This window comes from Acidobacteriota bacterium (genome assembly GCA_034211275.1).
GTDB lineage: Bacteria > Acidobacteriota > Thermoanaerobaculia > Multivoradales > JAHZIX01 > JAGQSE01.
Genome location: JAXHTF010000171.1, coordinates 1 through 14,445, shown reverse-complemented (window position 1 = coordinate 14,445; position 14,445 = coordinate 1). Strand labels below are relative to the sequence as shown.

The window sequence follows — 14,445 nt, the reverse complement described above, 5'->3', positions numbered from 1 at the left end:
GTGACCGAGATGTTCTGTTGCATGGCCACCGCCGCCGGTAGCCCCGCCTGCACCAACGCCGTGGCCACCCCGGAGTAAGGGTCTTGACCGTTCTTGCGGGGCAGGCGCCCTCCCTTGCAGGCGACCAAGACGACCAGGCGGAGCTCGCGGATGTCCTGCAGGTGGTCCGCAAGCTGTTGCCCGCTGACATAGTCTCGGGAGCCGTCCTCGTTTTCGAAGACGAGATAGCCCGTGGCGTCGCTCTCCCGGAAGGCGCCGTGGCCGAAGATATGGAGCACCTCGCAGGGATCCTGCAGGAGCTTGCGGCGAAGGCCGTTGAGGGTTGGCTCTCGGAGGCGACGGACTTGAACGAAAGGCTCCAGGCGGACCGCCTTGTCGAGCAGACTCTGAGCCTCCTCCCGGTCGAAGGTGTGCTCGTCCTCCTTCGCGCGAGGGGTCATCGAGAGGACGCGCAGAGCTCTCCCTTCCCGGGCTTTGAGGGCGGCGCGGGGGGCATCCTGGTAGCGCACCACCAGAACCCTTCCGCCCAGCGCCAGGAATTCCTTCTTCTTCGGATCGTAGAGCAGCTCCCAAGGAAGACCGAAGATTTCGGGGTGATCGCTGACATTGTGGAACGCGATGCGCAAGCGGAGCCCGGCCCGGTAACCGCCGTGGGAGACGCCGGCCAGCACGGCATTGCTCTCTCGCAGGTTGGCGGCGATCTCGTCGGGAAAGAGCGCTTCGAAGAGCTCAGCACCGATCTCTTTGGCTTTCGCTTCGGGGTTGGAAAACGGCTGGGGACCTTCCAGCCCCGGTTTGGCGGCAAGCCGTTCCATCAGCTTTTGGAATTGCTGAGGGGAGTAGGGTGCCTTGAAGGGCGCCCTGGGACGGTAGAAGGGAGAGTTGAGCACGCGGACCTCGAGGTAGCCGCATCGGCACTCACTCACCTCGATCTCGAAGTCCTGGTACTCGACCTCCTGAGCCCTGGTCAGGTCACTCATGATGGAGTCTTCCTTTCTCGACTCGAATTCATCTCGGTTCCGGGGTGCTTGGTCGCCAAGACCCCGGAGGCATAGCTGACAGTTGGTTGCCGCTGGGGGAGATTTGTTCGCCGGCGCCGCGAGTTGAACGGGGAGATGAGCAAGAAAGTTCTAAACAGCCAAAGCGGAACGGCAACCAAGAGAGCGAGGTTGTTCGAAAAGAAATAGCTCTGAAGCTAGCCGGGGATGGCCCGCAGGCTGGTGGCGGTGAGGGTTTCAGGTAAGATGCGAAACCAAGCATGTACGAGTTGGCGATCCGGAAACTTCGGGTCGAGCAGAACCGTTACCTTCTATCGAAGGCGGCCGGCGGAATGGGCCGGGCCGCCGCCAGCCAAGGGTCATGACGCGGGGGAGGGGCTCCAGAGTGCCCAGAGATCAGAGCGCCGATGGATGGAACCTCACCCAAGAGGATTTTCAGCGCATCCATCGGAAGATCTTCGCCACGCTGAAAGGCCTCAGAGCCTCCGACGAGGAAGCCGAAGAGCTAGCCCAAGAAGCCTTCCTCCAGGCCTTTCGGAGCCGCGCCACCTTCCGCGGTCAATCCCAGCTCGACACCTGGATCGTCGGCGTCGCCAAGAAGGTCTGGTTGCAGGCCCGGCGGGACGCGACTCGGAAGAAGCGGGCCAGGCAGGAAGTACCGCTGGAGCCGGATCGAGTCGAGGCGGAGGCCAGCACGTGGGCCGGTGGCTCCGGCACCCCGAGCCCACAGGCGGTGTTCGAGCAGAGGCGACGGCTGGAGAGGGTGAAGCGGGCCTTCCTCGCGCTTCCGCGGGAGCTCCAGCGGCCGCTGAAGCTTTTTCTCGAGGGCAAGACCTACGCGGAGATCGCCGAAGCGCTCAAGGTCAAGACCAGTCAAGTATCCTCGCTCATACACCGGGCACGGCAGAAGCTCCGCCGAGCGGTCGAGGATCGGCCTGCGGACTCCGCGCCCTGAGGAGCAAGGCATGGCTGATTTCAAAGACCGGGACGACGACGTTGGCGGTCTCATCGACCGAGCTGTCCGGGAGCTCATCAGCGAATCGAGGCAGGCTGTGAACCAGCATCCCAGCGTGGATCAGCTCCTGGCATTTCAACAAGGGCAGCTGGCGGACGAAGCGGCGGAGGCCGTCAAGACCCACCTCCTGGCTTGTGACGATTGCGCCGAGGAGCTGGCGGGGCTGGAAGCCTTCGACCATGACCACGACCCGTCCTTCGAGCCGAGCGAGGCGCAAGGTCAGGCCGCCTGGCAGCGCTTTCAGGCGGCGACCGCAGAGCCTGGGGGGGCGGAACCCGGAGCCGCGGTGCAGCGGGCCGGGGAAGCCGATGCTGGGACGCCTCCGGCTCCCTTGCCCTCGTTAGGTTGGTGGCCCCTGGGGGCGGTGGCAGCCTCCATGCTCGTGGTGGGGGCGCTTCTCGGGCTGTGGCTGGCGGGGGCCGGGTTGGGTGGGGGAGGCGTTGAGAAAGGTGCTCGGCAGGCCGGCTCGGATCCCCACCTCGTGGACCTGCTTTCCGAAGAGCAGCTCCAGCTCCGCTCCGCGGCGCCGAGGCTGGTGCTGGAAGTGCCCGCTGAGGCCGATCCCCTCATCGCGCGATTGAATCTTCTCGACCTGACCGCCTTCTCCGGTGGTTATGCGGCGGAGGCTCTCGACTCTCAGGGAAAGAAGGTCTGGAGCAAAAAAGATCTCCGCCGGCAGGACACCGGGACGTTCTTGGTCACCTTGCCACGCGACTCGTTTCCCTCCGGTACCTACCGGCTGCGGCTCCTAGGGCTCGAGGCCGGGGAGGAGCACGAGATCGATATTTTCCCCTTCGAGCTGGTCCGCGGACCGCCCGGTTGATCGCTTCCGATCAGCTTGCATCCGATGCCCTCGCTGACCCCACCGTGATTGCCCGGCAGCATTCTCCCGCCGGACTTCTCGTGCGCGCCTTTTTCTACGCCTGCTTTCTCCTCCTCTTGTTTGCGCCCACGGGATGCCAGACAGGCTCGGCCTCCGAAGCCGAGACCGCCCGCGTGTTGGTCCCGAGGTTCGAAGTTTCCGGTCGCGTCGCCGGTGGTTCTCCGGCTCGATTCCTCTTGCACCTCGAAGCCGGGGAGGCGGCAGTGTTGGAGGTGGGCCAGTCGGAGGTCGATGTCCTGGCCGAGGTGCTCGATCCCGACGGCACCGTCCTGCTGCGCTACGACACGCCGGTGGATCGGGATGCGCCGGAGCGCTTCTGCTGGATTGCCTCCCGCTCAGGAGAGTTCGGTCTACTGATCCATCCTTTCGAAGGAGGCCGGGGACGGTTCACCGTCGAGGTGACCGCACGGCGGCCGGCGACGGAAGAGGACCGGGCCTGCGCGACAGCTTCAGAGGAGCTCATGGAGCTTCTCCCGGCGGTGGCGGCGGAGGCATCCGAGGCTCACGTCGAGCGCTTCGACCAGCTGCAGCGCTTGGCGCAGGAGGCGGGGAGGATCGAGCTGGAGGCTCTGGTTCTGCGGCAAAAGGCCTCGCTCCTCGAAGTGCTGGGGCGCGGCGGCGACGCGGTACGCGCCTATGGGCAAGCCCTGGCACGGGCCGAGGATGCGGGAAGCGCGTTCCTTCAGGGCAGCGTGCTCAACCGCTGGGGATTGGCGCTGAGGAATCAGGGAGACCTGGGGCAGGCGGAGGCGCTGGTTCAGCGGGCTCTCGACCTGGGCCGCGAAACCGGCAATCGCCGCGCCGAGGCCAGCGCCCTCAACAACCTGGCCCTGGTGGACAAGGCCGCGGGGGAAACCCACCGAGCCATCGAACGATACCTGGAGGCCTTGCCCATCTTTCGGGAGATCGGGTTCGAGCCGGGGGAGATCGTCACCCTCACCAATCTGGCGGAGGCCTATGGGCTTCTCGACCAGCATCGAGAGGCGTTGGAGATCCTCGACCAGCTCCTGTTGCTGGCCCGGCGCCGTAGCGACCGCGAGCAGGAAGCGGCCATCCTGGCCTCGCAGGGCTGGATCTACCACCAGCAAAGCCGCCCCCAGCGCGCCTTGCCCCTGCTGGAGGAGGCGCTGGCGATCCACCGCCAACGAGGAGACCGGGATGGCGAGGCAGCCCTGCTGGATCGCCTGGGTACGGTGCACAAGGGCGCTGGCGAGCTCGCCGAGGCGGAGGCGTCCTACCGGGGAGCTTTGGAGCTTTCGCGGGAGTTTGGCAACCCCCAAGAGATCGCCAGCACCACCGTGAACCTGGGCTGCCTCCACCAGCTTCAGGGCCGGCTGGAGGAAGCCCGAGACTGGCTGTTGGACGGCAAGAGTCAGTTTGAAGCTCTGGACGATCCCAAATCCCTGGCCCACGTTCACTACTGCCTGGCCCTGGTGGATCGGGACGCAGAGGACGGCGCTGAAGCCCTCGGCCATGCCCGAGAGGCGGTGGAGACCGTGGACGGCCTGCGGGCGGCGGCCCGCGAGATGGGGGCGCGCTACCGGCCCATCTGGCTCTGGCAGGACTACGCCGAGCTCTACCTGGAGCTCCTCATGCGGCAGGCGGAGGTGACCGGGGATCCAAGCTTCGCCGTTCAGGCCTTCGAGGAAGGGGACGTCATCCGAGCGCGCAATCTCTTCGAGCTGGTCCTGGAGTCGGCGGTGGGCGTCCGGGCGCAGGCGCCCCCCGAACTGCTCCATCGCGAGCGGCGGATTCAGGCCCAGATCAACCAGCTGCAAGGAGCCCGGCGGCGGTTGGAAGAAGAGCAGGCGGTGCCGGGAGAGGTCGCCGAGATCGAGCGGCAGCTGCGGACTTTGAGCCTCGATCTGGAGCGGGCGCGGGCGCAGATCCGGCGAGCGGACCCTCAATTCGCCGAGCTCGCCGATCCGCGGCCGGTGCAATTGAAGGACGTCCAAGCCTTGCTCCCGCCGGGCACGGTGTTGCTGAGCTATGGCCTGGGCCGGGATGCCAGCTATCTCTATGCCGTGGGGCCGAGCTCCTTCGAGACCCGGGCGCTGCTGGGGAGGCAGTCTCTGGAATCCTCCACCGAGGCCCTCTACCGTGGCCTCCAGCGCTTGGCCGGATGGGAGATCCAGCAGCAGCTCCATGCCGAGAGGCTGAGCTCGTGGCTCCTCCCGCCGGACCTCATCCCACTGGGGACCGAGCGGCTGTGGATCGTCGCCGATGGCTTGCTGCACTATCTGCCCTTCGCAGCCCTCCCTTCTCCCAAAGCCCCTGCCGGGACCGGCTCGGATCAGCGGGTGGTCGACGATTTCGAGGTATTGCATCTTCCCTCCGCTTCGGTCCTGGCGGCTCTCCATCGTCGGGACCAGGAGCGGCCCCCGGCTCCGCTGGAAGTCCAGATCTTCGCGGATCCGATCTTTCAGCAGAACGACGAACGGCTCCAGGGCGGATCGAGCGCATCATCGAAGGCTGCGGAGGGCATCGAGGCGCTCCGAGGGATTCGAGCGGAACGGCTGCCCAAGGGGCCGCTGCCTCGGCTTCCCTGGACCGGCGTCGAGGCGGAACGGATCTTGGCGCTAGCCGATCCCGGCATGAGCTCGGCGGCGCTGAGCTTTGAGGCTTCCAAGGACGCCGTGCTAACGGCGCCGCTGGACCAATACCGCATCGTCCACTTCGCTACCCACGCGGTGGTAGATGAAGAGTTCCCGGAGCTCTCCGGCATGGTGCTCTCGCGGGTCGACGTCGCGGGCGCCGAGATCGATGGAGACCTCTATCTTCACGAGATCTTCGACCTTCGCCTCAACGCCCAGCTGGTGACCTTGAGCGGTTGCCAGACGGCCCTCGGCAAACACGTGCGCGGAGACGGCCTGCTCAGCCTCACCCGGGGATTCTTCTACGCCGGCGCCTCCCAGGTACTGGTCAGCCTGTGGCCGGTGCACGACGAGGCCACGGCGGAGCTGATGGGAGAGTTCTACCGCGGTCTGCTGGAGCTCCACGAGCCCCCCTCCGCCGCCCTCCGCCGAGCGCAGCTCCACCTCGCCGCCTCCGAGCAGTGGTCCGCGCCCTTCTACTGGTCCGCGTTCGTGCTGCAGGGAACCGGAACCGCCGAATAGTTCCCGAGTTTTTTCGGTCTCTTCCCCAACAAGACGCCGCAAGTGGCAACCAATGGCTGAAGGGTGGCGAAAGCCGCCACCCGGCGCCCCCGGCCCGGCCGCATTCCATCCCGGCCCCCGCCCGCGCCGCCAAGGTTCCACGACGATGAAGGGAAGGTCCCAGCGATGAAGTTCTCACCCATCCGCACCGTATTCCACCCCGACGGCGACTCCGGCGGCAACGACGCCGGCGGTACCAAGTCCGGCAAGGGCAACGACCTCGACGGTCAGGCCCCCAAGCCGGACGACCAGACCACCAACACCTCCGAGTCCGGCGGTTCGGACACCAAGGTCCCCCAGGATCCGAAGACCGGCGAGATTGAGGCTGTTCCGCCGGGTCTGCCGGACGATCTCTGAGTGAAGTCGGGAGGGGGCCGGGTGGCCTCCTCCCGCGGTTCGGTTGTTTTCTCTCGGGCCGCGCCTTGAGTAAGGGTCTCTGCTATCGAAAAGCTTTTCGGTTCTTGGTCGAAGTTGTTGAGTCGAGTCTGTCCTTGGGCTCGGCTCCTTTTGTGTTGGGGTAAGGCTGGGAGTCGTCACGAGGGTTGTGCCTGCCGGGATTCTAGAGATCGTTGGTGATGGTTCTCCGGCAGCGAAAGGCCAGTGAAGGTATTGCAACAGCGCATTCAGCTGCTCCGCCCAGGGCTGCCCAGATGGGAGTCTTGCCGTGCAGAGAAAAAACTAAGGCATTGCGAAAGTGCGCCGTTGATTCATTTGGTGAGGGCCCGCCACTGGCTGTCCTCTTGCAGTGCGAAAGGCCAATTAGGGCATTGCGACTCTTCGTCTTGGCAGATGATGCCCAGGGTTGTTACAGGTTTCTTGCAGTGCGAAAGGCCAATTATGGCATTGCGCCTCTATGCCAAGGAAGGATATGAGAATGAGCATGGTAGCTTGCAGTGCGAAAGGCCAACTAAGGCATTGCGACTTCTCAGAAAGGGATGTCTGCGTACAACGGCTCTAAGCACCTTGCAGTTCGAAAGGCCAATTAGGGCATTGCGACCTTTCTTTTTACGCTCAACTCGAGCTCGAGATGGAGCCTTGCAGTTCGAAAGGCCAATTAGGGTATTGCGACCGTAAAGAACAAAGAAACAAAGATGCCCTCTTTTTTTAACTTGCAGTGCGAAAGGCCAACTAAGGCATTGCGACTTCTCGGGAGGAACTTCTTGTTGTCCGAACGTGGGGGAAATCGCTTGCAGTGCGAAAGGCCAACTAAGGCATTGGAACCAAGGAATCCTTGCGCGCTCCCGCGCTCTGTTTTGGGGTCTTGCAATGTGAAAGGCCAACGAAGGCATTGCGACCTAACGATACGGAGTTGATTGTTTGGCCCATCAGTCTGCCACTTGCAATGCGACAGGCCAACGAAGGCATTGCGACGAGAACGACCACGTCGTGGGCGCCGTCAGCTCGGCAATTTTGCAGTGGAAAGGCCAACTAAGGCATTGGGACCTTTCTGCCCGCAGTGCGGGCCTTCGATTGCTGCAAGAGCGCTCGCAGTGCGAAAGGCCAATTAAGGCATTGCGACTTCTGGTCCTGGTCCTACTCCTGCTCCTGGCTTCTTGGGGGTCATTTGCAATGCGAAAGGCCAACGAAGGCATTGCGACTCACTCTTCTCGGTTCAGATCCGCTCGATGATGAAGCTCTGCTTCCAATGCGAAAGGCCAACGAAGGCATTGCGACCTGCATGCCGACGGCAATCGGCTTAGGAACAGTTGAGTCTTTAAGTGCGAAAGGGCAACGAAGACATTGCGACATGATGGTTGCCAGCGACCGCCCCAAATGGTCGCTTGCAGTGCGAAAGGCCAACGAAGACATTGCGACTCTCCGCTCTTGCCTGTTCCAGTTAAGCTTTGCCTCGCCTCGCACTGCGAAAGGCCGACGAAGGCAGGGCCATCCGTGGGGTGGGCGGCAGCCCACCAGGGCGGGCGGAGCGTGGGGTAGCGCCCGCGTTCCCGCACCGCGTGGATGCCCGCCTCCGCGGGCATGACGGTGGAGTGGGCTGAAGCGAGGTTGCGGAGTCGGTGGCGGAGGTGGTTTCGGGGCCTCCGCCCGGGGATAAGAACCCCGGGGCTCCTCAAAGTCCGCCGGCTCCGCCGGCTTTGGAACTTGCGCTCGGCGTTGAGTGTGCTCCGCGGTCGCGGGGCCTGGGTGGTGGAGGTGCTTGGGGCGGGGTGGTTCCCACGGTGGACCGTGGGAACGAGGAGGCTGCTCAAGCCGACCAGGTCTCGAAGAGGACTCCAAGAGCTCGGCGCCGTTCAGGCAGGCAAGTGGCCCCCGGTCATCCAACTACCGGAAGTGTGCCTTCTCAACACCTCTCCTGAACCCCCGCAAAGCCCCCACCCCCGTCACCAATCCGTCTCCCCTCCGCCGCCCCCGCCCGCCAGAAGCCCGCAAACGAAATTCCCGGTGGGAGCGGGCGCTCGCAAACGCCCCTGGACGGGGGCTTTCCACGAGGTACACTGCTCTTAGCCAGCCGCTCGAAGTGATCGAGCAACCTCCCTGTTGATCAACCCTTTCTGCCCTGAATAGTGGCGAATCTCTGATTCGGCGACGGTCAGGCGCTATTTAGTGGCGAGTACATGAGGAGACACCACTATGCCGAGTCGAAAGAAGCCCATCGAGATCCTCACGCCAGGTGAAGTCGAGCAGCTCATCGACGCCGCCAGTCGGCGAGGGGCGGCGGGGTTGCGGCAGCGAGGGTTGATTGCGGTGCTCTACTACGGGGGGCTGCGCATTGCCGAGGCCTTGGAGCTCCGGCCGCGGGATCTCGATCTCGGGAGCGGAGCCATCAACGTGCGGGACGGCAAGGGTGGTAAGCAGAGGGTGGCGGCGTTGAATGCGGCTGGGGTGGCCCACGTGGCGCTGTGGCTGGAGAAGCGGCGGCAGCTGGGTATCGGGCCAAGATCGCCGCTCTTCTGCTGTATCAGCCGCGGCAAACGCGGCAAGAAGCTCTGGCCGCAGCAGGTGCGGACCGCCTTGAACCGGCTGGCGGAGCGCGCCGGCATCGACAAGCGGGTGCATCCTCACGGGCTGCGCCACAGCCACGCCCACCACCTCCTGCGCCGCGGCGTCAACGTGCGGGAGATCCAGCTCACCCTCGGGCACTCCGACCTCAACACCACCGCCAGCTACCTCAGCGAGATCGCGCCCCACGAGCGCGTCGACAAGATCCACAGCCTCGCCTGGTAGGGGCTTTCGCCGGAGAGCCTTCCCGCACAGCACTGGCCGCCGCCGGTCATCGTCGGCCTCGGCGGCGGATTCCTAACCCCCTCCCGGGGCTCGGCCGCCTTCGGATGGCTCTTTGCGTGAACCAAGTAATTTCGAGCTGAGAGCGAAAAGATGAGGTTCGATGGCCAGTTCGCAGCGAGATGCTCTGCACCTCGCGAGGCAAGAGAGATTTGACGAGCTGCGGCGGTCGCGAGGTAGAGTGGGGGAGCAACAGGCCGCGAGAACTCGTCGAAAACCTTCCGAGGCCTTGGCTCTACCAAGCCTTGGCTCTACTAAGCGGCCCGACGGGGTGCTGGAACACCCCGCCGGACCTACGACCACAGGAGACTGTAGCTCCCATGGACGCTAGCCAGGATTCTACCTTTACCCGCTATCGCCTGCGCCTCGAACCCGGCGAGCTCCCGGACCTCGAAGGGCTGGAGGAGCGCTACCACAACGCGTCGGAGACGGTGCCGCTGTTGCACTCGATCCTCGAGGCGGAGCCCTTCGAGACCGTCGGCGCGCTCTTCCTGGACCACCGCTTCCGGCCCGCCGGCTACAGCATCCTCTACCGCGGCACCCTGGTGCGCTCGCTCTTCGAGCCGCGGGCCGTGCTGGTGGCGGCGCTCCTGGCCCATGCCTCGGTGGTGGTGCTCTTCCACAACCACCCCTCCGGCAATCCCCATCCCAGCCTGGCCGACATCGAGGCGACCCGCAAGCTCGAGGAGGCGGCGAAGCCTCTCCAGATCGAGGTCTGGGATCACATCGTCCTCGGCGAGGCGCCCCGCTATCAGTCGGTGCGCCGGTGGATCCGCGGCGAGGCCGGGATGATCCCGCCCCTCCGGCCCAGGGCCAAGCCCAAATACCGCCACCCCGAGACCGGCGAGACCTGGGCCGGCCGCGGCAGCATGGCGCGCTGGCTGCGCGAAGCCCTCGAAGCCGGCGCCAGCCTCGAAGATTTCAGGGTCGACTGAAGAATCCCACAGCGCGCTGAGCCCAACGGGTACAGCGCCGCCTCACCAGCACTTCACGAGCAGAAGGGGAGAGAGCTCCGGCGCCGCAAAACGCCGCATTCAGGGCAAGCTCGCGCACACTGAACCCAAATTGAACCCAAATCGGGTCTCAGCGGAGGGTTCGCTAGTCAAGCGAAGACTTCAAGTTATTGATTTGAGGGGATTTAAGCTGGTGGGGCGTGAGGGTCTCGAACCCCCGACCTACTGATTAAAAGTCAGCAGCTCTACCAACTGAGCTAACGCCCCGGAGCTGATTTCTCAGAGCGCGAAGTATAGCCCAGGAGTGGCCGGGAACAAACCGGTGGGGGGCGGCGTGCCGAGGGACTGGGGGTCGGGTAAGCTCGGCCGGAAATTCGTTGGTTCCCCAGCATCTCCAGGAGGCCCCATGCCGCACATCTACGTAGACGCTGACGCCTGCCCGGTCAAGCCCGAGGTGTATCGGGTGGCTGGGCGCTATGGGTTGGAGGTCACGCTGGTGGCGAATTCTTGGATGCGGATTCCTCTCGATCCGAAGATCTCGTTGCAGGTGGTGGAGGATGGGTTGGATGCGGCGGACGATTGGATCGCGGAGCGGGTGGGGGTGGGGGATGTGGTGATCACCGCGGACATTCCGCTGGCGAGCCGCTGCGTCGAGGCCGGCGCCCGGGTGCTGGGTCCGACGGGCAAGCCGTTTACCGAAGAGAATGTCGGTGAGGCGTTGGCTGTGCGGGATCTGCTCACCGACCTGCGTAGCGCCGGCGAGATCACCGGCGGTCCCAAGCCGCTGACCAAACGGGGGCGCTCGCAGTTCTTGCAGCAACTCGACGAGATCGTTCAGGCTATCCGGCGCACCGGTTCCTAGCCCGTTCTCGTCTCCTCTAGAACAATTCTTGTCGGCCGGGCATCACCTCGCGAGAGCCCGCCTGGATGGGTGGTCCCCGGCCGACTGTTGGGGTATTCCTTCATTTGCATGGAGTTGGTAGAAATGAATTGAGACTTTCATTCTCATGATTGGGATCGGGAGGGCCAGCCCGCGGAGGAATCCTGCCAGGAGCTTCCGCTGGAGAGCTTCGCTGCTCCGGCGAGGGAGACGGAGAAAGGAGTCTCAACATGCGTCACGCTTTTATCCTGTGGGCGCTGATCCTGCTCGCAGCATGCTCTCTCAACCAACCTCCCGTCTTCCAAGGAGGCCATTCACCAGGTGCAGTGGAGTGGGACCGCCAGCGGCCTTCGGAGCAGCCTCTCTGCTTGAGCTTTGGAGAGGTTCCTGTGAGGAGCCGCTATGCCATCGGTGAGTCGTTCACCGTCGAGGGCGTGGAGATCACGGTGGAGCCGTTCTACTACCGGGGCGGAGCCTCCACCGCGGGCAAGGCTGCCGTGCTGGACTCCCGGGGACGGCTGCAGGCCGCCCACACCAACCTCCGCTTCGATTTCGGCGGACTCGTCGACCGGGTCGAGGTGTCCTATCTGAACCACGGCGGCGGCACCAATCTGGAGGTCAACGGCGAGCGCCGCCTCGCCCCCCGGCTGCGGGATCTCGCCGGGGAGGAGATCGGCGGAGCGGAGGTGAGCTTCACCTCCTTGGAAACCTATCCGCGGGGAGTCCGAGAAGGCGACGGGGGAATTCTCACCGTCGAGGGCGAGATCACCAGCTTCTCCGTCGGCGGTCAGGAGTTCCCGATCTACTCGGTCTGTCGCTACGGGTCCCCGCGGATTCCGGTGGTGTTCATCCACGGACACACGCGGGGTAGTGAAGAAGCCTGGAAAGCCCCGGGCTCCGATGGAGTGTCCTTCTCGAGGGTGCTCGCCGCCAACCCTCAGCTGCCCATCGATCCCTTCTATCTGGACTTGCCGCTCCATGGACCGGGCAACGGGGACAACCGAGAGCGCAGCATCGAAGATGATGCCGTAGATCTGCGGGTCTTCATCGAGGGCGGCATAGACAGCCACGGCGAGGAACAGGTGGGGATCCTGAACCGCCCGGAGTATGAGGGGGTCGAGTGGGTCGCCATCATCGCGTTCAGCCAGGGAACTCTGAGCAGTCGCTATTACATCAAGCATCACATGGGGGAGGAGCGGGAAGGCGATCTCACGGTTTCTGAGCTGGTGACTCTTGCGGCCCCCAACCACGGGATCTGGAATCAGTGGGCGTGCGGCGGGCGGTATCAGCTGGACCGGGTCCGCCGAGAGTTGTGCGGTGGGCGGACAGCGGTCGTCCCGGAGGACGCTGACGCCCCCTGCGCCCCCTGCGCCCCCTGCGGCAGCTGCCAGCCTCCGGCTTTCTGGATCTCCGATGGGGCCAGCTTCCTGGAACAGCTCAACGGCCACAGCTTCGGGGAGAGTTGTGAGGCGGGATTCGCCTGGCCAAAGGAAGCGCCGTTCAGCCGCTCCTTGGGTGAGAGTGCCGATCAGGGAGTGCTCTACGTCAACCTCTTCGCCGCTGAGCGCGAGGACGAGATCGTGGGCGGTGCCTGGCCACCGGTGGACTGTCTGGGGCGAGGGCTGGCCTGGAATCACGCGCCCGATGCGGAGAACGTGGCGGTGCCGTCGTCGGACAGGGCGACCCACTACGAGTTCACCCAGGAGTGGGCTACCGTCTGTCTCGCTCTGCGGACGGTCGTAGAGCATCAGCCACCGGTCCGGGAGCTCACCAACGTTGCCCTGGCGGACATCGAAGCCGTGGCCTGCGAAGGACTGACCAGGCCTTCGTCCTGAAGTCGGATTGCCCCTCAAAGAACAACGATCGAGGATGCAGGTCCTCAAGGAGGTCATGATGCGTATTCAGAGAAATTCTCTGTCTCTCGCGGTGATTGTGCTTTGGGCCCTTCCCGGCTGGGCGATGGAACCAGACCTACAAGCTGTGCCCAGTCCGTTCGGTCCAGATACCGCTACCTTGGACCCAATCTCCGGGCTCTATTGGCTCGACGTTCCCCTGTCCACGACATACTCCTACGACGGGATCGAGGCGGAGCTCCAAGCCGGAGGCCTGTTCGAGGGCTTCCGGCTCGCCACCAGCGAGGAGCTGCGCGAGCTCTGGGAGCATGCCGGCATCGACACCGGGGCCATCGGCCGCTTCGTTCCGCAGAACCTCGCGCCGATTCTGGATCTGATGGAGCTGGTGGGGGTGACTGGAGACAAGGGCAACCTGGGCGGAGGGAATTTCTTCGTCTATACCAACGGCTATCTCGATGGCAAGCGGGGCGACGGCTGGGTGACCGTGGGGGGCCTTGGCGCCGACCCGGAACCCACCGCAACTGGACGAGTCAGCTTCGGGACCGTTCCCAGCGACAACGAGAGTGATTGCCATGGCTCCTGGCTGGTGACGAACACACTGTCCGTCGCGAAGGAAGAGCCCATGGCTCCCAAACCCTTCCAGGTGATGCGGACCTTCCGCTTCGGTGACGGCTCCTTCGACGAGGACAAAACCGGCGGTGTCCTGTTCCGGGTGCCGAAAGACAAGAGGCTATTGGTCGAGTACACGTCCTTCGATGCGGCCTTGGCCACCGGCGACCACTTTCTGTCGGTGGAGCTCAACGGAGGCTTGAATCTCGCGGACAAGGGCCTGGGAGCGTCCCATGTCTTGATTCCGGTCGCCATCGGGAGTTTTCCCAGTCAAGACATCTTCTACGCCTCCCAGCTGATGAAGATGTTCGTCGAGCCGGGCTCCAACCTCGGATTCTCCGCTTGGCGGTCCAGTACCACCCATCCCCGACTCACCTTCATCCACGTCACGGTCACCGGCTGGCTGCTGGATCCCTCTGCCGCCGGCGTCGGGATGGAGTGATCCGATGCCGCTTCCTTCGACATCTCGACGAGACCGTCCACGCCGTCCGGCGCACCGGCTCCTGAAACCGTCCACGTGCGTAACATTCTGCGCCGACGAGGCGTAGTCCGGGGTACGAGCCTGGTTAAGAGCCCGAGGCGGCGGCAGCGCGCTGCATTGCCTCTGGATTCTTCGGCAGCCAGGAAGATTTCGAATGAGCTCAGCTCGGGTAGCGGCGGCTGACTGCCGGGGGCCGCGGGCTGATGGAACGGAGGGGTCCATGGAAAGTTCGAGCTCGCAAGCAGCGTCCGTCGATTCCACCACCGGCAGGCGACCACTACGCCTATGGCCGGGGGTGGTCATCGTTGCGGTGCAGTGGTTGCTGCGCTTCGTGGTGCCGGTGTTGTTTCCTTCCGCCGTTGCGGTGGCGGTCTTCGG

The 14,445-nt window shown here is 64.5% G+C and carries 10 protein-coding genes and 1 tRNA gene; 9 read left to right on the top strand and 2 right to left on the bottom strand.

What is annotated here, in order from left to right; translation table 11 throughout:
- Window positions 1–980 (bottom strand): CHAT domain-containing protein (locus SX243_20120; GenBank protein ID MDY7095289.1); only part of this gene is annotated, 980 nt, incomplete at its 3' end.
- A 403-nt stretch (window positions 981–1,383) separates the two neighbouring features.
- On the opposite strand from SX243_20120, the gene SX243_20115 reads away from it, so the two are divergent.
- From SX243_20115 to SX243_20090, 6 genes are all read left to right on the top strand, one after another.
- Window positions 1,384–1,953, top strand: coding sequence for a sigma-70 family RNA polymerase sigma factor (locus SX243_20115; GenBank protein ID MDY7095288.1), 570 nt, complete (start codon window positions 1,384–1,386; stop codon window positions 1,951–1,953).
- A gap of 10 nt (window positions 1,954–1,963) precedes the next feature.
- Window positions 1,964–2,836 carry a hypothetical protein gene (locus SX243_20110; GenBank protein MDY7095287.1) on the top strand — a complete coding sequence of 291 codons (873 nt, stop codon included), beginning with the start codon at window positions 1,964–1,966 and terminating at the stop codon, window positions 2,834–2,836.
- Between the two features lie 173 nt (window positions 2,837–3,009).
- Complete coding sequence (locus SX243_20105) at window positions 3,010–6,012, top strand: CHAT domain-containing tetratricopeptide repeat protein (GenBank protein ID MDY7095286.1); 3,003 nt, start codon at window positions 3,010–3,012, stop codon at window positions 6,010–6,012.
- A gap of 165 nt (window positions 6,013–6,177) precedes the next feature.
- Window positions 6,178–6,408 carry a hypothetical protein gene (locus SX243_20100; protein ID MDY7095285.1) on the top strand — a complete coding sequence of 77 codons (231 nt, stop codon included), beginning with the start codon at window positions 6,178–6,180 and terminating at the stop codon, window positions 6,406–6,408.
- Window positions 6,409–8,640: 2,232 nt separating this feature from the next.
- On the top strand, window positions 8,641–9,234 hold the full coding sequence (locus SX243_20095; protein MDY7095284.1) for a tyrosine-type recombinase/integrase: 594 nt from the start codon (window positions 8,641–8,643) through the stop codon (window positions 9,232–9,234).
- Window positions 9,235–9,611: 377 nt separating this feature from the next.
- Window positions 9,612–10,226 (top strand): JAB domain-containing protein, encoded by a 615-nt coding sequence (locus tag SX243_20090; GenBank protein ID MDY7095283.1) that lies wholly within the window; start codon window positions 9,612–9,614, stop codon window positions 10,224–10,226.
- Between the two features lie 209 nt (window positions 10,227–10,435).
- Here the strand turns inward: SX243_20090 and SX243_20085 are convergent.
- A tRNA-Lys gene (locus SX243_20085) sits at window positions 10,436–10,511 on the bottom strand.
- A gap of 139 nt (window positions 10,512–10,650) precedes the next feature.
- On the opposite strand from SX243_20085, the gene SX243_20080 reads away from it, so the two are divergent.
- The 3 genes from SX243_20080 to SX243_20070 all read left to right on the top strand — a co-directional run bounded on the left by SX243_20080 (window position 10,651) and on the right by SX243_20070 (window position 14,028).
- Entirely contained in the window at window positions 10,651–11,106 is a 456-nt protein-coding gene (locus SX243_20080; GenBank protein ID MDY7095282.1) for a YaiI/YqxD family protein, read from the top strand.
- Between the two features lie 407 nt (window positions 11,107–11,513).
- Window positions 11,514–12,959 (top strand): hypothetical protein, encoded by a 1,446-nt coding sequence (locus SX243_20075; GenBank protein ID MDY7095281.1) that lies wholly within the window; start codon window positions 11,514–11,516, stop codon window positions 12,957–12,959.
- Between the two features lie 178 nt (window positions 12,960–13,137).
- Complete coding sequence (locus SX243_20070; GenBank protein ID MDY7095280.1) at window positions 13,138–14,028, top strand: hypothetical protein; 891 nt, start codon at window positions 13,138–13,140, stop codon at window positions 14,026–14,028.
- Window positions 14,029–14,445 lie beyond the last annotated feature (417 nt).